Source organism: Neobacillus sedimentimangrovi, assembly GCF_010614825.1.
GTDB classification, from domain to species: domain Bacteria; phylum Bacillota; class Bacilli; order Bacillales; family Cytobacillaceae; genus Neobacillus; species Neobacillus thermocopriae.
Genome location: NZ_JAAFZF010000053.1, coordinates 1 through 18033, shown reverse-complemented (window position 1 = coordinate 18033; position 18033 = coordinate 1). Strand labels below are relative to the sequence as shown.

Below are 18033 nucleotides of genomic sequence, written 5' to 3'. Positions count from 1 at the left end.
GGTGCGGATATTTTGCCTTGGCAGAAACACCAAGTAAGTTCAAAGAATTTGATGAATGGATTAGACGAAGGCTTCGGATGTGTTTGTGGAAAGAATGGAAAACCCCGAAAACAAGAATTCGGAAACTTAGAGGATTAGGGGTTCCAAGCCATAAGGCACTCGAATGGGGCAATACACGCAAGAAATATTGGCGGATTGCCTGCAGTCCCATTCTACACAAAACCCTCGATAACTCCTATTGGAAGCGTCGAGGGTTAAGAAGTCTATTCGAAAGATATCAAGCACTACGTCATACTTAATTGAACCGCCGTATACCGAACGGTACGTACGGTGGTGTGAGAGGTCGGGGGTTAGTCACCCCCTCCTACTCGATTCTGGAAAGTAAATTTATGTCTCTGTAAACTGTCTAGCTCCAGCGCCCTAGCGGCGAGACGCCATCGGTCTCCGCCCTACGATAAGTCAACATCGAATTGCTTTCGCACTTCGTGTTTGCTATATCTCAGTTGGAGAGCTCCACAAGGAAAAACTCTCCGACAGCATCCACATCGCACGACCGAAAGCGATAGCTTTTGGGAGGAGAATATACGCCGCTGGGCAGGGGGTTTTCGCTTTTCTGAGAAGATAAGAAAATTCTTTTTGACTTCGAGAACTGTCTAGCTCCAGCGCCCTAGCGGCGAGACGCCATCGGTCTCCGCCCTACGATAAGTCAACATCAGTTCACTTACGCTCACCGTGTTTCCTATATCTCAGTTGGAGAGTCTCCACAAGGAAGGCTACGGCAGCATCCACATCGCACGACCTAAAGCGATAGCTTTTGGGAGGAAGGCATACGCCGCTGGGCAGGGGGCTTACGCATTTCTAATTAATTTATTTGATTTTTTTATTTTAGTATGTTGCAAAAAAAATATAAACAAAGTATACTAGTCATCGTGAACTTCTTGAAATTAGGTGACGATTAATTACTTAAAGGGTTAGGACCTCTCTGGACTAACTTTCCCCCGTGGTAATTACAAGCCGCCGTCAATATCAAATTTTAAGAAGTACCCAAAAGAGTAAGGGGGAATTGAAATGGAAACGATGGGACGTCACGTGATCTCCGAATTGTGGGGATGTGACTTTGAAAAATTGAATGACATGGATTTTATTGAAAAAACGTTTGTTGAAGCAGCATTAAAATCAGGTGCAGAAATTCGTGAGGTAGCTTTTCATAAATTTGCTCCACAAGGAGTAAGTGGTGTAGTCATTATTTCTGAATCACACCTGACCATTCACAGCTTCCCTGAACATGGATATGCAAGCATTGATGTGTATACTTGCGGCGATATGGATCCAAATATTGCTGCTGACTATATTGCAGAAGCTTTAAATGCTGAAACTCGTGAGAATATCGAAATTCCACGTGGGATGGGTCCAGTACAGGTAAAACAAGCAAAAGCTCTATAATCCATATGAAGAACAAAGAGGTGTATTTTACACCTCTTTTTATATTTTCAGGATCTTGATATAAAATAAAAGAAAGATAAATTGTTTGGGGGAATAATAAATGGGTTTGCTAACTAGATATAAAAAGGAAATAGAAACCTCTGATCAACAAAAAGATGAGGTCCTGAAAACGCACTACTATAAAGGAACATATAATCAAATTTTTGATTCAGTAGAACGGATGTTTAAAGATGATACCGATTGCCGCGTGGTCACTGTTTCAAAAGAACGTGGGGAAATTGCTGTTGAGGTCAGTAAGCCATTCTCGTGTTTTCTAATTATTACAGTGGTTAACGTAAGACCAATGGAAACGGCGGTTGATTTTAAAATCTCCTCAGAAAAATTATCGCTATTTGGGATTTATCCCGAATTAAAAAAACGGATTCAATCCTACTATGAACGAATCAACCAATTGCATACAAAAATCTAATAAGCAATAATACAAAGACAACACTTGTACAATGAAACTCTTTTTTATAAGATAATAGTAGGATAATCTTTGGAATGGATATGGATTTACCATAGAGTTGGAGTTGATTCGATGAAATGCCCTTCATGTCAAAATTATGGTACACGTGTTCTCGATTCTCGCCCAGTCGATGAGGGCCGGGCAACACGAAGAAGACGGGAATGCGAAGAATGTGGCTACCGTTTTACAACTTTTGAGAAAATCGAAGAAATTCCATTAATCGTTGTGAAAAAAGAAGGTACTAGGGAAGAGTTCAGCCGTGATAAAATTCTCCGTGGGTTGATTAAAGCCTGTGAAAAGAGGCCAGTCGCATTAAAGGAATTAGAAGATATTACCCATGGAGTGGAAAAAATACTGCGCAATCAAGGAATATCTGAGATAAAGAGTGAAGCAATTGGCGAAATGGTTATGGACAGGCTAGCAAAGGTAGATGAAGTTGCCTATGTCCGATTTGCCTCCGTGTATCGTCAATTTAAAGATATTAATGTTTTTATTGAGGAATTAAAGGAATTGATTAAAAAGGAAAAATCTTAAAAGAGCTAAAGTTTTTTGGCTCTTTTTCATTTAGGTTATATTAAAGTTTACGGTTGTTTTTCACTCTGTTACTTGGAGGAGCTGATACGAAGACAACTTGAATGTTCATTTGTACTTATGAGGTTAGACACCCAAGGACTTTGGTAGTTTCTTGGTATTTTCTTAGTAAGTGAAGTGGATGGATCGCTATTCAACAGTAAATTTTAATCCCGCTTATTAGATTTTGTGGAAACATTTTTAGGAGAGGTTGGTTGATTATGGCGCAGCATTGGCAGGAAATTCTTCCGATAGATCGTTATATCGTCACCACTAACGGGCTGCTGCATGATTATGACCGCAAAGTGCTGACGTTCTTATATCAACCTTTGATCGGCTCTACTTGCTTCAGCTTATATATGACATTATGGTCAGAGGTCGAGGAAAATCGATTGTGGGCCGAATCCTCCACTCACCATTTATTGATGAATCTATTAGGATTGAATTTGAAAGAGATTTATGAAGCTCGCTTAAAGCTGGAAGGTATAGGACTATTAAAAACATATGTCAAATCAGATGATGGCGAGCGTTCTTTTATTTATGAGCTTCAGCCACCGCTCAGTCCGGAAAAATTTTTCCTTGATGGCATGTTAAACATATTTTTATACCGAAAAATCGGGAAAAATCACTTTGCTAGGTTAAAACGTTTTTTCTCGGATCAAACTATTCCAAAAAATGGGGATTATTCCGAGGTTACAAGAGCTTTTCAGGATGTATTTTCATCCGCAACACCTGAAAGTCTTCAATATTTACAGGAAGCTTCAAAGGATCTCCAAGCAAAGGAAAATGAACAATTCATTGGTCGCCATGAACAAAAGGGAATTCAAATTGGAATAGATACATTTGATTTTGATCTCTTGATGGCTGGTTTAAATGAATCACTTGTTCCGAAAAAAGCGTTGACTCCAAAAGTAAAAGAGGCTATTAGCAATCTAGCTTTTCTTTATAATATCGACGCTATTCAAATGAAAAATATTGTCTTAAGCTCCTTGAATGAGTCTAATGAAATTGACATTGAAGAGTTAAGAAAAGCAGCTCGCGACTGGTATCAATTTGTTAATTACGACCAGCTCCCGATGCTGATTGAAAGAACTCAGCCTATTGCTTACAGAGTACAGCTTGAAGAGCCGAAGACGAAGGAAGAAAAGCTTATTCATTATTTAGAAACGACCTCGCCTTTAGAATTTTTAAAATACCTAGCCGGCGGAGCCGAACCATCTCAGTCAGAGATTCAAACGATTGAAGAAATGATGTTTAAACAAAAGCTACTTCCAGGTGTAATCAATGTTCTCATTCATTATGTTATGGAAAAAACGAATAGAAAGTTGACGAAAGCTTATGCTGGTTCAATTGCCAGCACTTGGGCACGATTGCAAATTAAAACGGTCAAAGAGGCAATGGAAGTCGCGAAGAAAGAATATAAAGATTGGGAAAAAGGAAAAAGGCAATCGGGAAAATCAGCTAGACAAAAAACTACCCGTACAGAGCTTATACCTGACTGGTTTGATGAAGATCAGCCGAAGAAATCTGATCCTCTATCACATAGCAAAAATGAAGATTTAGAGGCCAAAAAGCGTGAAATTGAAGAAATGCTTAAAGCATTCGATGATTAGAAGGTGACTTATGGAAAAGATCAACCAAACACTAAAACGATTAGCCTCAAGTGAAAATTTTCAAAAACGATTTGAAAAAATGCGTAAGGAAACATTAGAGCATCCTGACATCAAAGCATTTATAAGGAAAAATCAACAGGCTATAACAGAAGAAATGATTGAAAAAAGCTTAGGTAAGCTTTATGAGTATACGCATCAGAGTAAGTACTGTCATAAGTGCGAAAGTCTTGATGCCTGTACAAATATTATGAAGGGCTACCATCCGGAATTAATTTTGACCAGAAATTCCATTGATGTTCGCTATGATCGCTGTCCAAGAAAAGTGATGGAGGATGAAAAGCGGAAAAATGAAAAATTAATTAAAAGTCTTTATGTGCCAAAGGATATTTTAACAGCAAGTTTTGAGAAATTTGAACATGATGAGGATCGAATAGATGCGGTAAAAAAGGCTGCTTCCTTTTTATTAAATTATGAGCAGGGAAAACCGGTAAAGGGGCTTTATTTTTACGGAAAATTTGGAGTGGGTAAATCTTATCTGTTAGGTGCGATAGCTAATAAACTGGCTAAAAAACAAATTTCTTCGATGATTGTATATGTTCCAGAATTGTTCAGGGAAATGAAAAGCTCGATTGCTGATGCAACTTTGAACGAAAAGATTGATGCATTGAAAAAAGAGCCGATCTTAATGCTCGATGATATTGGTGCAGAAGCTGTTTCCAGTTGGACAAGAGATGAAATTCTTGGTCCGATTTTACAATTCCGTATGCTTGAAAACCTTCCAACTTTCTTCACCTCTAATTTTGACTATCAAGGGCTTGAACACCATTTAACCTATAGCCAGCGTGGTGAAGAAGAAAAAATGAAAGCCCGTAGGATTATGGAGAGAATCAAGGCATTGAGCGAACCTGTTATGGTCGGAGGGCCAAATCGTCGATATTAAATTAGAATACTTTTTTGTGAGGACTGTCAGGGGAAAACCGGCAGTCTTTTTTTATAGCTTTCTATCCGCAAACTTCTATTTTGGCCAAGTCCCCCATATACATGAAAACAGAGAGTTGGTTTTTAGGGGGGATTTGGTTGGCAGAAATCATCTTCCAAACTAAGATGGATGCAATAAAGTTTTATAACCACTTGCTCAAGTCTTTAAATGACCATTTTGATAATGAAAATATTCTTCTTATTGAAGATCGCCATATAGTTAAAATAATGGAAGGTGTAGCATCAGAACAATTTTTTACTAATGTAAAAAATGCCTTCTGTGAATTTATTACAAAAATTAAACGAGATGATTGGTTTCGTGACATATTAACGAAACAATTTTATTATGAGGATCCTGAAGAACAACAGCAAATTATTGAGATTATCTACTCCATCCAAGAAGGTCAAAGAGAAGATCTTTCTGTTTTTTTTAAACACACAAAAGAAGGACCGAATATCCGGGCAGCAATTGACCATGTATTTCAGGAAAATGTCTCTTTTTCATTTGATTCCTTCGTCAAGTTCCGGCTCCGTTCCTATTTGAAGCATCTTACAAACTATGTGGAAATCTCCATTGATGAATATAAAATGGAACAAGAATATCAAATGTTTGTCCAAATGCTTAGGGACTTCTTAGTGGGGCGTGAACCAAAATTTCAAGTCATTCATCTGTTATTTGATGAGGAGATTACGTTCTATAATGACCAGTTAGAAGAAATCAAAAGAAGTGAATTAACAAAATTGATTGACCGAAAATTACTTGTCAATCATCCTGTTTATGTCGACTCCATCACAATTGCTCCACTTTTGTCAATTGCACCAACGACGATTTTTCTCTATACAAAGGATGCAGAAGCTCCACTCATTCGAACGATTAACAATATTTTTGAAGAAAGAGTCATTATTAAGCCTTACGAATTATTTTGGAAAAATTCAGCTTATTCTTCAGAAAACCACGCATAAAAACAAAAAATTGTTGAAATAATTAGTATTATGAGGTTGCAAATTCAAAAATAACTGATTATAATAACGTACATAGTTGAATTTCATAGTAAAAGTAATGATAAGGACAAGAGTATTTTTTTACGGTTTATAGAGAGGGAGGTCATGGCTGGAAGCCTTCTAACACGAAAAAAATACTTACCACCTTTAAACTTCAACAGTGAACGCTTCATTTAGAAGCCTGTAATTGTTGACGGATGCAGCCGTTACCTGAACTAGAGTCATTTTTGAAGCATTAGGTTTTCAAAAATGAAAAATTGGGTGGAACCACGTGTTAATTATAACTCGTCCCTTTATTTGAGGGACGGGTTTTTTTATTGATTAGCTGCCTATGAACAGTGCATACGTTTATAGGAGCAAGGGTCCTTGCTCATACGACAGTAAGGACCGAAGCTCCAAATGCGCTATTGCTTTGCAAAGTCTCACCAGACAGTCCGCAAAGTGCTTTTCCTAATTTTAAACACAGACTATTTTTCAAAGGAGGAGTTAAATATGTCAGAGGTTGTAAAAATTACATTTCCTGATGGAGCTGTAAAGGAGTTTCCACAAGGAACGACTTCCGAGGATATCGCGGCATCGATTAGCCCAGGCCTTAAGAAAAAGGCGATAGCCGGTAAGCTTAATGGTCAATTAATTGACCTTCGTCGTCCAATCCATGAAGACGGTTCTATAGAAATTGTCACTCAAGATTCACCAGAGGCTTTAGAGGTGCTTCGTCATAGTACAGCTCACTTAATGGCACAAGCAGTAAAGCGCCTATATCCAGGTGTAAAGCTTGGCGTCGGGCCGGTGATTGAAGGTGGATTCTATTACGATATGGATCTTGAAGTGTCTTTAACACCGGATGATTTACCAAAAATCGAAAAAGAAATGGCGAAAATTGTAAATGAAAATCTAGAGATTGTACGTAAAGAAGTTAGCCGTGCTGAAGCGGTACAACTTTATAAAGAAATTGGCGATGAGTATAAGTTAGAGCTAATTGAAGCGATTCCGGATGAGGAAACAGTAACGATTTACGAGCAAGGAGAGTTTTTTGACCTTTGCCGTGGCATTCACGTACCTTCCACTGGAAAAATTAAAGAATTTAAACTATTAAGTATTGCTGGTGCTTACTGGCGAGGAGATAGCAATAACAAAATGCTTCAACGTATTTACGGTACAGCATTCTTTAAAAAAGAAGACCTAAAAGAGCATCTCCGTTTATTGGAAGAAGCGAAAGAACGTGATCATCGTAAACTTGGGAAAGAACTCAGTCTGTTTACTACATCCCAAAAAGTCGGACAAGGACTGCCGCTTTGGCTGCCAAAAGGGGCTACCATCCGTCGCATCATAGAACGCTATATTGTAGATAAAGAGGTCAGCTTGGGCTATGACCATGTGTATACACCAATCATGGCAAATGTGGAACTTTATAAAACCTCCGGTCACTGGGATCATTACCATGAAGATATGTTCCCGGTAATGGAAATGGATAATGAACAACTTGTTCTTCGTCCAATGAACTGTCCGCATCATATGATGGTCTACAAGAATTCCATGCACAGCTATCGTGAACTACCTATACGTATTGCGGAGCTTGGTACAATGCACCGTTATGAAATGTCTGGCGCGTTATCAGGTCTTCAGCGTGTACGGGGAATGACATTGAATGATGCGCACATTTTCGTTCGTCCGGATCAAATTAAAGAAGAATTCCAGCGTGTCGTTTCATTAATTCTCGAAGTATATAAAGACTTTAACATTACAGATTATTCGTTCCGTTTGTCCTACAGAGATCCACAAGATAAGGAAAAATACTATGATGATGATGCTATGTGGGAAAAAGCACAGGGCATGTTGAAGCAAGCGATGGATGAGCTAGGACTTGACTATTATGAAGCCGAAGGGGAAGCAGCCTTCTATGGTCCAAAGCTGGACGTACAAGTGAAAACAGCATTAGGAAAAGACGAGACACTTTCAACTGTCCAATTGGATTTCTTGCTTCCTGAACGCTTTGATTTAACTTATGTTGGTGAAGACGGAAAACCACATCGTCCGGTTGTTATCCACCGTGGCGTTGTGTCCACAATGGAACGCTTTGTCGCTTACCTAATTGAAGAATATAAAGGAGCATTCCCAACTTGGTTGGCTCCGGTACAGGTTCAAGTCATCCCTGTATCGCCGGAAGTGCATTATGATTATGCAAGAAGTGTTCAAGAACAGCTTAAAGCTGCTGGGTTCCGGGTGGAATTAGATGGCCGAGATGAAAAAATTGGCTATAAAATCCGTGAAGCCCAATTGCAAAAAATTCCGTATATGCTCGTTGTCGGTGATAAAGAAGTAGCAGAAGACGCTGTTAATGTCCGTAAATACGGGGAACAGAAATCTGAAACACAAGCCTTTAGCGAGTTTTTACAATCACTTAAAGCAGAAGTTCAAAAATAAGGGGAGAGTGTTCTCCCTTTTTGTTTTGAAAAAATATGTTGAATAATTTTTCGTTTCCTGTTAAAATAAATTTCGTTGTTGTCAAAAAAGGTTCATTTGACAATGTATCTTTGCTTATGATATAGTTACTAAGGTATATAATTGAATACAAGTTTTTGGGAAAAGAAGAAGCACCCGCTTCTCACCTGATTTGACGCAGTATGCAGTTGGCAGGTTTTTTGTGAACTTATTGTTTCTTATAACTATGTTCGTAAAGTGTGGGTGTTTTTCATCCGCACTTTTTTATTTGCCCCGGACTGTAAGTTGTTAAGATCAGGCCTTGAGGGGGACGCTTTGCAGAAATTCTTGACCCGAACTAAAGTATTCTTTGAAAAAACCTTGGAGGTGGCTAATTATTAGCAAAGATATGTTAGTTAATGAGGGGATTCGCGCTCGTGAAGTTCGTCTAATTGACCAAAATGGGGAACAATTAGGGATTAAATCGAAAAACGAAGCGCTAGAGATTGCCGGACGTGTGAATCTTGATTTAGTGCTTGTTGCACCAAATGCCAAGCCTCCGGTAGCCCGGATTATGGACTACGGCAAGTATAAATTCGAGCAGCAGAAGAAAGAGAAAGAAGCTCGTAAGAATCAAAAGATTATCACAACAAAAGAAGTTCGTCTAAGTCCAACGATTGATGAGCATGACTTCAATACAAAACTTCGCAATGCAATTAAGTTTTTGGAAAAAGGCGACAAGGTAAAAGCTTCAATCCGTTTTAAGGGCCGGGCGATTACCCATAAAGAAATTGGTCAAAACGTTTTAGACCGTTTTGCAGAAGCGTGCAAGGAAGTGTCTACGATTGAAGCTCATCCAAAAATGGATGGCCGTAGCATGTTCCTAGTTTTAGCACCTAAAAACGATAAGTAATAAGGAGGAAATCCCAATGCCAAAAATGAAAACTCACAGCGGCGCTGCAAAGCGTTTTAAGAAAACTGGTTCTGGTAAACTTAAACGTTCACATGCTTATACAAGCCATTTATTTGCTAACAAATCTACTAAACAAAAACGTAAGCTTCGCAAAGGAACACTTGTTTCTGCAGGTGATTTCAAACGCATTCGTCAATTATTAGATAACATTAAATAATCTCGATTGATCGATTTATATAGGAGGGAAATGACATGCCACGTGTAAAAGGCGGTACAGTTACTCGCAGACGTCGTAAAAAAGTTCTTAAATTAGCTAAAGGTTATTATGGTTCTAAACATACATTATACAAAGTTGCTAACCAACAGGTTATGAAATCTTTAATGTATGCGTTTCGTGACCGTCGTCAAAAGAAACGCGACTTCCGTAAGCTTTGGATTACTCGTATCAACGCAGCAGCTCGCATCAACGGTCTTTCTTACAGCCGTTTAATGCACGGTTTAAAGCTTGCTGGTATCGAAGTAAACCGCAAAATGCTTGCTGAATTAGCGGTTAGCGATGCAAATGCATTTGCAGAACTTGCAAACGCAGCTAAAGCACAGCTTAATAAGTAATTTTTTCATAAGCCATTCTCAATGTTGAGGATGGCTTTTTCTATAAGGAGAATCTGGGGAATGTATACAATATCAATAGTATTTTTTATTATGACGGTCATTGGTTTTGTGCTGATGGGGATGGATAAACGCAAAGCTAAAAAGCACCAATACAGAATTTCAGAAATGACTTTATGGCTTGTTGCCTTTTTCGGAGGGGCTGTTGGGGCCTATTTGGGTATGCAATGTTTTCGGCATAAAACAAAGCATTTAACATTTAGAATAGGTTTTCCTGCCTTGGCCATCATAGATATCATTCTTTTTATAAAAATAGTGGGAGTGTTTTAGATGCAGTTAAAAAAATTATTTCAAATGCAAAAAGCGTTGGATTCACACATCGAAGAAAAGCACCAGCTTCAGAATGAGGATTTGTTTAGCCGGAAGGTTCTTGCTTTGCTTGTTGAATTAGGAGAGTTGGCCAATGAAACACGATGTTTCAAGTTTTGGAGTGTCAAGCCTTCTTCACCGAAAAAAGTGATTCTTGAAGAATTTGTTGATGGAATTCATTTTATTTTATCGATTGGTATTGTTTGCGGATTTGACTCTAGGGATTTTAATGTCAATTGGCATCCAGTATCTGGCGATATGACCGAACATTTTTTGAAAGTTTACAAACAGGTTGATCTTTTTCAAAGTAGTAGAAGCTTTGAAGATTATTTTACCTTATTACAATCTTACTTAGAGCTGGGCTCATTATTAGGGATTACTCATGAGGAAATGGAGCAGGCATATTTTGAAAAAAATGAAGTAAATTATCAAAGACAGCAAAACAATTATTAGTAGAAATTTGTTCATTTTTCATTTAATTCTGTATAATGAAGGATGTACATACATAAAAGGGGGTATTATTCATGGCAAAGATGGATAAGACGTTGAAGATGTTGAAAGAATTAACGGATGCCAAAGGAATTCCCGGTAATGAGCGAGAAGTACGAGAAGTAATGAAAAAATACATTGCACCATATGCAGACGAAATCACTACCGATGGACTTGGCAGTTTGATTGCTAAAAAAGTAGGAAAAGAAGGCGGCCCGAAAGTGATGGTAGCTGGCCATTTAGATGAAGTAGGCTTCATGGTGACACAAATTGATGATAAGGGCTTTTTGCGTTTCCAAACAGTAGGTGGCTGGTGGGGACAGGTAATGCTGGCTCAGCGTGTAACTGTTGTAACCAGAAAGGGTGACGTAACAGGAATCATTGGTTCGAAACCTCCGCATATCTTATCGCCTGAAGCCCGTAAAAAGCCGGTGGAAATCAAGGATATGTTTATTGACATCGGAGCTTCTAGCCGTGAAGAAGCAGAGGAGTGGGGCGTCCGCCCAGGAGACATGGTCGTACCATACTTTGAATTTACTGTCATGAATAATGAGAAAATGTTGTTAGCGAAGGCCTGGGACAATCGTATTGGCTGTGCTATAGCTATTGATGTATTAAAACAATTAAAAGATGTTGATCATCCGAATGTGGTTTATGGAGTAGGAACGATTCAAGAAGAGGTCGGTTTGCGCGGTGCTCGTACTGCTGCGGCAACCATTGACCCTGATATCGGCTTTGGCGTCGATGTGGGAATTGCCGGTGATACTCCTGGCGTTTCTGAAAAAGAAGCGATGAGTAAAATGGGGAAAGGCCCGCAAATCATTTTATATGATGCATCTTTAGTATCCCACAAAGGTCTGCGCGATTTTGTGACTGATGTAGCGGATGAATTAAACATCCCATATCAGTTTGATGCCATCCCTGGAGGAGGAACAGATGCTGGTGCCATCCATGTGACCTATAAAGGGGTACCAACGCTTGCTATAACGATCGCGACTCGTTATATCCATACCCATGCAGCAATGCTTCATCGTGATGACTATGAAAATGCGGTAAAATTAATTGTCGAAGTCATTAAGCGTTTAGACCGTGAGACAGTTGATAAAATTACGTACGAATAAGTATGTTCATCCCTGGCCTTTATGGTCAGGGATTTTTTCAAAAAATAAAAAGCCGCCGACATCTAATTCGGCGACTTCAATCTCGTCTCATTGCTTTAATCCGTTCTCAAGATTGTTCAGCATCTCTTTTTTCTCTTGCTCAGATGAATTTTGCCATATAATTTCAAATAAAACACCTAAACCAGGTAGCATTTTTTCTTCCCCGCTCTGGATGGCATCAACAATTGTATCTTTTAATTGTTCTTGTGTATTGTCGGAAACATTGTGAATGATCGCTTTGCGCAAATTTAAGTTCATTGTGAGTACACTCCTTTGTTTTCCTATTCTTTTATATGATTTCAACTTTTGGTTTTATTATGTATTTTTATTGGGCTATAATGTAAAAATCAAAGTATTTAAATAAAGGGGAAAAAGCATTGAAATACATACAATCACTGCAAAATCCGCAGGTAAAACAATGGAAAAAACTCTTAACGAAAAAGGAGCGGGACCGATCTGGAACTTTCTTGGTCGAAGGCTTCCATTTGGTAGAAGAGGCCCTCAAGCAAAAGGACCAGGTCCTCGAAATAATTGTATCTGAAAAAACAGGCATACCACCAAGTTTGGATGCAGGAGAAACACCAATTTTTATGGTTACCGAAGAAATTTCGAATGTTTTATCGGAAACAGAGACAACTCAGGGGATCTATGCGGTCTGCCGACAGCCGCAAGTAAATGCAGGCTTGGACGATGCTAAAACATTTTTACTCATTGACGCTGTACAGGATCCTGGCAATCTCGGTACAATGATCCGTACAGCTGATGCAGCCGGGATTGATGCTGTTATCGTGGGCAAAGGAAGTGTTGATATATATAATTCCAAAGTTCTTCGCTCCGCACAGGGAAGCCATTTCCATCTCCCAATTAGAAGAGGTGACCTTCACGAATGGACTTCTATATTGAAAGAAAAAAATATTCCTGTTTATGGAACAGCATTGGAAGGGGCTCGTGCCTATACTGATATCTCCAATAGTGATACTTTTGCACTTATCGTCGGAAATGAGGGGAGCGGCGTAAATAAAGACCTACTTGCCAATACAACTGAGAACCTATATATTCCGATTTATGGTAAAAGTGAATCACTGAATGTGGCTGTGGCAACAGGAATTCTATTATATTATTTAAAGAAACCTATTTGAAACAATTGAAAAATTATTATATAATAATGAACAATGTTGATATGTTAAAAGACAATGACGGAGAAAAGTACCTTGTCAGATTACCACTTAGGGAGAAAGTGCCTTGACTGAAAGCACTTTTGTGGGAAAGGCAGGCGAAGTTCACCTCCCGAGTCGACATCGGGACCACGAAAAAGCAGGCTTAGTAGTAAGAAGCTTTTTAACTAACTAGGGTGCCCCTGCTTTCACGTGTAAAGATGTACCGGCACATGCCGTTATCTGAATGAAGCGAACGCGAATGTTTACATACGTGTTTACAAGGGTGGTACCGCGAACTAATACCTCGTCCCTTTTTGGGATGAGGTTTTTATTTTATAGAAATGAAAGTTGAACACTCTCGGCAATCAATTGCCTATAGGGGCTGTCCAGGGCATTAACGCTTTACTGTTACGGCCTACTTAGCAAAAATAAGGAGGAAATGACATGCAAGAACGTTTAAAAGAATTGCAACAAGAAGCAATTCAAAAGGTTGAGCAATCTTCAAGTTTAAAAGAATTGAATGACATCCGTGTGGCTTATTTAGGGAAAAAAGGCCCGATTACAGAGGTGCTGCGTGGAATGGGTAAACTTTCCCCTGAAGAGCGCCCAGTGATTGGAGCGCTTGCTAATGAAGTGCGCGAAGCGATTGGAGCTACAATTGAGGCAAAACAAAAAGCACTTGAAGAAAAAGCAGTTTTAGAAAAATTAGCTTCGGAAAGCATTGATGTTACCCTTCCAGGACGACCTGTAAAGGTAGGAAATCAACACCCACTGACAAAGATCATCGAAGAAATCGAAGACTTATTTATTGGCATGGGCTATGAAATTGCTGAAGGGCCAGAGGTGGAACAAGACTATTACAACTTTGAGGCATTAAACTTGCCAAAAGGACACCCAGCCCGTGACATGCAAGACTCCTTCTATATCACGGAAGAAATTCTTATGCGTACGCATACATCACCGGTTCAAGCACGGACGATGGAGAAGCACAAAGGAAAAGGGCCAATCAAAATTATTTGTCCTGGTAAAGTATATCGCCGGGATAATGACGATGCGACCCATTCCCACCAGTTTATGCAAATAGAAGGCCTTGTTGTCGGTGAGAACATCCGTATGAGCGACTTGAAAGGTACTTTAGAGGTATTTGCGAAAAAAATGTTTGGTCAAGACCGAGAAATCCGTCTAAGACCAAGTTTCTTCCCATTTACAGAACCGTCTGTTGAGATGGATATCTCTTGTAAGATGTGTAATGGTCATGGCTGTAATGTTTGTAAACAAACTGGTTGGATTGAAATTCTTGGTGCTGGTATGGTACATCCGAACGTTCTTGAAATGGCAGGCTACGATTCAAAGAAATACACAGGCTTTGCGTTTGGAATGGGACCTGAACGGATTGCGATGCTAAAATATGGCATTGATGATATTCGTCATTTCTATACAAATGATGTTCGATTCTTAAAGCAATTTTCAAAAACAGAATAAATAAATGCTCAAACTGGAAATTAGGAGGTTGGCGACATGTTTGTTTCATATAAATGGCTTCAGGAATATGTAGATTTGACTGGAGTATCTGCAGCAGAACTGGCTGAAAAAATTACGAAAAGTGGCATTGAAGTAGAAGGAGTAGAAATCCTTAACGAAGGCATTACAGGAGTGGTTGTTGGTCACGTCCTTGAACGCGAGCAGCATCCAAATGCCGATAAATTAAGTAAATGTCTAGTTGATATTGGTGAAGGCGAGCCTGTTCAAATTATTTGTGGTGCACCAAATGTTGCTCAAGGACAGAAAGTAGCCGTTGCCAAAGTTGGCGCGGTTCTTCCTGGAAATTTTAAAATTAAAAAGGCGAAGCTTCGTGGTGAAGAGTCCCATGGGATGATTTGTTCTCTCCAAGAACTAGGCATAGAAGGGAAAATTGTTCCTAAGGAATATTCAGAAGGGATCTTTGTATTCCCAAATAGTGCCGAAGTGGGTGCAGATGCCCTTGAATTACTAAATAGGGACGATGAGGTGCTGGAGCTTGGCTTAACACCTAACCGAGCTGACTGTTTAAGTATGCTTGGGGTAGCTTATGAGGTAGCTGCCATCCTTGGAAGAGAAGTTAAGCTTCCAGAAACAAGCTTGGAGCCTTCAAGTGAAAAAGCATCAGATTATGTAAAAGTAACGGTTGAAGCCGTGGAGGATAATCCACTTTATGTAGCTAAAATCATTAAAAATGTAAAAATCGGCCCATCACCATTATGGATGCAAACCCGCTTGATGTCTGCGGGAATTCGTCCACACAATAACGTAGTGGATATCACTAACTATATTCTTTTGGAATACGGTCAGCCATTACATGCATTTGACTATGATCGCTTAGGTTCTAAAGAAATCCTTGTTCGCCGTGCGAAAGAAGGCGAAAAGTTGGTAACACTTGATGATGTGGAACGTACATTGACTTCTGACCATCTTGTGATCACGAATGGAACTGAACCTGTGGCTCTTGCCGGTGTGATGGGAGGAGCGAATTCAGAGGTTACTGATGATACAACGATGGTTTTATTAGAGGCAGCATATTTTAACGGAGCGACGGTAAGGAAAGCATCGAAAGATCATGGTCTGCGCAGTGAAGCCAGTGCCCGTTTTGAAAAAGGAATTGACCCGAACCGAGTTCGTGCAGCAGGGGACCGCGCAGCTTATTTAATGGCCAAATACGCTGGTGGCGAAGTATTAGAGGGTGGAGTAGAGTTTGATGCCTTAACCGTCGAACCTTCTGTTGTTTCTGTCACACTAGAAAAAATCAACCGGGTACTTGGTACAAACCTTGAAATGAAGGATGTAAAAGAAATATTTGACCGTCTGCAATTTGACGTAAAAATCGAAGGAGATATGATTACGGTAACAGTACCAACACGCCGTTGGGATATTAAAATTGAAGAAGATTTAATTGAAGAGGTTGCCCGTCTTTATGGCTATGACAACATTCCAAAGACATTGCCAATTGGATCCGCCACACCAGGCAAATTGTCTGACTATCAAAAGAAACGCCGGATTGTTCGTCAGTATCTAGAGGGAGCGGGCTTGTATCAAGCGGTGACCTATTCATTAACAAGTGAAGAGAAGGCTTCTCAATTTGCTATTGAAAAACGCGATACGATTCGTCTGGCAATGCCGATGAGTGAAGAACGTAGTGTCCTTCGTTTAAGCATACTGCCACAGCTATTGGAAGTGCTAAAATACAATATCGCCCGGCAAAATGATAGTTTGGCGGTTTATGAAACAGGGAATGTATTTTTAGCAAATGGTCAAGACGTTCTTCCAGAGGAAAAAGAACACTTGGCTGCAGCCATTACCGGTCTGTGGCATAACCATTCATGGCAAGGAGAAAAGAAACCAGTCGACTTTTTCGTCTTGAAAGGTGTCTTAGAAGGACTGTTTTCTAAGCTTGGATTGACTGATCGGGTAACCTACGTTAAAGCACAGGTAGATGGACTGCATCTGGGACGCACAGCAGAAATTCAACTGGATGGTGAAAAAATCGGTTTCATCGGCCAGCTTCACCCTAGTGTCCAAAAAGACCTAGATCTAAAGGATACTTATGTTTTCGAACTAACTTTAAAAACCGTACTCGAAGCTGAAACAGAATCCTTACAATACGAAGCTATCCCACGCTATCCTTCTATCACAAGAGACATTGCCCTTGTGGTAAACAAAGAAACGGAGTCAAGAACCTTGTGGGAAATTATTACAAAAGCAGGTGCTCCGCTTTTGAAAGAGGCATATGTATTTGACCTTTATGAAGGAGATAAGATGGAGGAAGGTAAGAAGTCCATTGCCTTCTCGTTGAAATATGTGGATCCTGAGCGCACTCTGACAGATGAAGAGGTAACGAAGGTTCACGAACGTGTACTTGAAGCACTGAAAGAGCAAGCAGGTGCCGTATTAAGAGGTTAATTTGATTATGAAAAAAGAGTATCACTCGGTTAGAGAGTGGTATTATCCCCTACAGGTAGACAGTAAAAAAAGAGGACATTTGATATGATGTTCTTAGGAGTCTACCTGGGAGGGGATTTTTTTGGCTAAAAAAGGACAAACCTTTAACTCATATTCAGAAGAGCTTAAACGTGAAGTCGTTCGTTTGAAATTGGAGGAGGGATGGTCTTATCGACAACTTCGTGAACATTTTGGAATTAAGAGTGATGCACAGATTGCAGAATGGGTCAAGAAATTTCGAAATGGCGAGTCGTTTAAAGATCAACGTGGAGTATGGAATCGTAAACATTTTTCGAGTTTAGAAGAGGAAAATGCTTATTTGAAAGCACAGGTCGAATACTTAAAAAAGCGCAATCCAAATCTACATGGGAAGGAGTGGTCCTGAAAGCTGATCGGTTTCATATTATTGATGAACTACGAAAAAAACAGAGACACCCACTGTCATGGCTGTTAAAAATTGCAGAGGTTTCAAGGTCTGGATAATACAAGTGGTACAAGAACCATTCGAACATGTCAAGACGTTTGGAAGAAGACCTTTTTTTGAAAGAACATATTTTAGCTATTCATAAGTTACATCCGTACTATGGATATAAACGCATGACAAGGGCATTATCCAGAGAAGGGATCGTTGTCAATCATAAGCGTGTGCGACGATTAATGAGGGAGCTAGGTATAAAATCGGTGATTCGGAAGAAACGACCGTTCTACGGGCTTAGAGGATCTGTGGTATTTCCGAATGTATTAAACCGCGAATTCTGTGCGGAGATTCCGTTACAAAAACTCGTAACGGATATTACCTATGTACGTGTTGGAGATACGTTTGCTTACT

The 18033-nt window shown here is 39.6% G+C and carries 18 protein-coding genes, 1 pseudogene and 2 other annotated features; of the genes and pseudogenes, 18 read left to right on the top strand and 1 reads right to left on the bottom strand.

The window, feature by feature from the left end; all coding sequences use genetic code 11:
- The 14 genes from GZA11_RS14155 to GZA11_RS14090 all read left to right on the top strand — a co-directional run.
- A partial coding sequence (locus GZA11_RS14155) for a group II intron maturase-specific domain-containing protein (protein ID WP_328822051.1) occupies positions 1-299 on the top strand: 299 nt, incomplete at its 5' end.
- A gap of 769 nt (positions 300-1068) precedes the next feature.
- Complete coding sequence (speD, locus tag GZA11_RS14150; protein ID WP_038536647.1) at positions 1069-1443, top strand: adenosylmethionine decarboxylase; 375 nt, start codon at positions 1069-1071, stop codon at positions 1441-1443.
- Between the two features lie 100 nt (positions 1444-1543).
- Entirely contained in the window at positions 1544-1912 is a 369-nt protein-coding gene (locus GZA11_RS14145) for a hypothetical protein (RefSeq protein ID WP_163184237.1), read from the top strand.
- 111 nt (positions 1913-2023) lie between these two features.
- Positions 2024-2485, top strand: coding sequence for a transcriptional regulator NrdR (gene nrdR, locus GZA11_RS14140; RefSeq protein ID WP_038536643.1), 462 nt, complete (start codon positions 2024-2026; stop codon positions 2483-2485).
- Between the two features lie 257 nt (positions 2486-2742).
- Positions 2743-4134, top strand: a complete 1392-nt coding sequence (locus GZA11_RS14135) for a replication initiation and membrane attachment family protein (RefSeq protein ID WP_038541844.1) — start codon at positions 2743-2745, stop codon at positions 4132-4134.
- Positions 4135-4144: 10 nt separating this feature from the next.
- Positions 4145-5074: a primosomal protein DnaI gene (dnaI, locus tag GZA11_RS14130; protein ID WP_163184236.1), complete on the top strand. Its 930-nt coding sequence runs from the start codon at positions 4145-4147 to the stop codon at positions 5072-5074.
- A 137-nt stretch (positions 5075-5211) separates the two neighbouring features.
- Entirely contained in the window at positions 5212-6075 is an 864-nt protein-coding gene (ytxC, locus tag GZA11_RS14125; protein WP_163184235.1) for a sporulation protein YtxC, read from the top strand.
- Between the two features lie 88 nt (positions 6076-6163).
- Positions 6164-6410 (top strand) — a binding site (T-box leader).
- Positions 6411-6606: 196 nt separating this feature from the next.
- Entirely contained in the window at positions 6607-8538 is a 1932-nt protein-coding gene (gene thrS, locus GZA11_RS14120; protein WP_163184234.1) for a threonine--tRNA ligase, read from the top strand.
- Positions 8539-8694: 156 nt separating this feature from the next.
- Positions 8695-8828: a sequence feature (ribosomal protein L20 leader region), on the top strand.
- A gap of 116 nt (positions 8829-8944) precedes the next feature.
- On the top strand, positions 8945-9448 hold the full coding sequence (gene infC, locus GZA11_RS14115) for a translation initiation factor IF-3 (RefSeq protein ID WP_205597459.1): 504 nt from the start codon (positions 8945-8947) through the stop codon (positions 9446-9448).
- A gap of 16 nt (positions 9449-9464) precedes the next feature.
- Positions 9465-9665, top strand: a complete 201-nt coding sequence (rpmI, locus tag GZA11_RS14110) for a 50S ribosomal protein L35 (RefSeq protein WP_038536632.1) — start codon at positions 9465-9467, stop codon at positions 9663-9665.
- Between the two features lie 35 nt (positions 9666-9700).
- Positions 9701-10060 carry a 50S ribosomal protein L20 gene (gene rplT / locus GZA11_RS14105; RefSeq protein ID WP_038536630.1) on the top strand — a complete coding sequence of 120 codons (360 nt, stop codon included), beginning with the start codon at positions 9701-9703 and terminating at the stop codon, positions 10058-10060.
- Positions 10061-10120: 60 nt separating this feature from the next.
- Positions 10121-10387: a DUF1294 domain-containing protein gene (locus tag GZA11_RS14100; protein WP_038536628.1), complete on the top strand. Its 267-nt coding sequence runs from the start codon at positions 10121-10123 to the stop codon at positions 10385-10387.
- Positions 10388-10879, top strand: a complete 492-nt coding sequence (locus tag GZA11_RS14095) for a dUTP diphosphatase (protein WP_038536626.1) — start codon at positions 10388-10390, stop codon at positions 10877-10879.
- Between the two features lie 71 nt (positions 10880-10950).
- Entirely contained in the window at positions 10951-12036 is a 1086-nt protein-coding gene (locus GZA11_RS14090) for a M42 family metallopeptidase (protein WP_163184233.1), read from the top strand.
- Between the two features lie 87 nt (positions 12037-12123).
- On the opposite strand, the gene sspI is transcribed toward GZA11_RS14090, so the two are convergent.
- Positions 12124-12333 carry a small acid-soluble spore protein SspI gene (sspI, locus tag GZA11_RS14085; RefSeq protein ID WP_038536622.1) on the bottom strand — a complete coding sequence of 70 codons (210 nt, stop codon included), beginning with the start codon at positions 12331-12333 and terminating at the stop codon, positions 12124-12126.
- Between the two features lie 119 nt (positions 12334-12452).
- On the opposite strand from sspI, the gene GZA11_RS14080 reads away from it, so the two are divergent.
- The 4 genes and pseudogenes from GZA11_RS14080 to GZA11_RS14065 form a co-directional block, all read left to right on the top strand.
- Complete coding sequence (locus GZA11_RS14080) at positions 12453-13214, top strand: TrmH family RNA methyltransferase (RefSeq protein ID WP_038536620.1); 762 nt, start codon at positions 12453-12455, stop codon at positions 13212-13214.
- Between the two features lie 462 nt (positions 13215-13676).
- Positions 13677-14714, top strand: coding sequence for a phenylalanine--tRNA ligase subunit alpha (pheS, locus tag GZA11_RS14075; protein ID WP_163184232.1), 1038 nt, complete (start codon positions 13677-13679; stop codon positions 14712-14714).
- A 36-nt stretch (positions 14715-14750) separates the two neighbouring features.
- Entirely contained in the window at positions 14751-17165 is a 2415-nt protein-coding gene (gene pheT / locus GZA11_RS14070) for a phenylalanine--tRNA ligase subunit beta (protein WP_163184231.1), read from the top strand.
- A 121-nt stretch (positions 17166-17286) separates the two neighbouring features.
- Positions 17287-18033, top strand: a pseudogene (locus GZA11_RS14065) (IS3 family transposase); the annotation flags it as partial.

Bases quoted from the DNA above. Each gene is read 5' to 3' on its own strand.
- speD (WP_038536647.1), top strand. From the start codon at position 1,069: ATGGAAACGATGGGACGTCACGTGATCTCCGAATTGTGGGGATGTGAC.
- GZA11_RS14145 (WP_163184237.1), top strand. From the start codon at position 1,544: ATGGGTTTGCTAACTAGATATAAAAAGGAAATAGAAACCTCTGATCAA.
- nrdR (WP_038536643.1), top strand. From the start codon at position 2,024: ATGAAATGCCCTTCATGTCAAAATTATGGTACACGTGTTCTCGATTCT.
- GZA11_RS14135 (WP_038541844.1), top strand. From the start codon at position 2,743: ATGGCGCAGCATTGGCAGGAAATTCTTCCGATAGATCGTTATATCGTC.
- dnaI (WP_163184236.1), top strand. From the start codon at position 4,145: ATGGAAAAGATCAACCAAACACTAAAACGATTAGCCTCAAGTGAAAAT.
- thrS (WP_163184234.1), top strand. From the start codon at position 6,607: ATGTCAGAGGTTGTAAAAATTACATTTCCTGATGGAGCTGTAAAGGAG.
- infC (WP_205597459.1), top strand. From the start codon at position 8,945: ATGTTAGTTAATGAGGGGATTCGCGCTCGTGAAGTTCGTCTAATTGAC.
- rpmI (WP_038536632.1), top strand. From the start codon at position 9,465: ATGCCAAAAATGAAAACTCACAGCGGCGCTGCAAAGCGTTTTAAGAAA.
- rplT (WP_038536630.1), top strand. From the start codon at position 9,701: ATGCCACGTGTAAAAGGCGGTACAGTTACTCGCAGACGTCGTAAAAAA.
- GZA11_RS14100 (WP_038536628.1), top strand. From the start codon at position 10,121: ATGTATACAATATCAATAGTATTTTTTATTATGACGGTCATTGGTTTT.
- GZA11_RS14095 (WP_038536626.1), top strand. From the start codon at position 10,388: ATGCAGTTAAAAAAATTATTTCAAATGCAAAAAGCGTTGGATTCACAC.
- GZA11_RS14090 (WP_163184233.1), top strand. From the start codon at position 10,951: ATGGCAAAGATGGATAAGACGTTGAAGATGTTGAAAGAATTAACGGAT.
- sspI (WP_038536622.1), bottom strand. From the start codon at position 12,333: ATGAACTTAAATTTGCGCAAAGCGATCATTCACAATGTTTCCGACAAT.
- pheS (WP_163184232.1), top strand. From the start codon at position 13,677: ATGCAAGAACGTTTAAAAGAATTGCAACAAGAAGCAATTCAAAAGGTT.
- pheT (WP_163184231.1), top strand. From the start codon at position 14,751: ATGTTTGTTTCATATAAATGGCTTCAGGAATATGTAGATTTGACTGGA.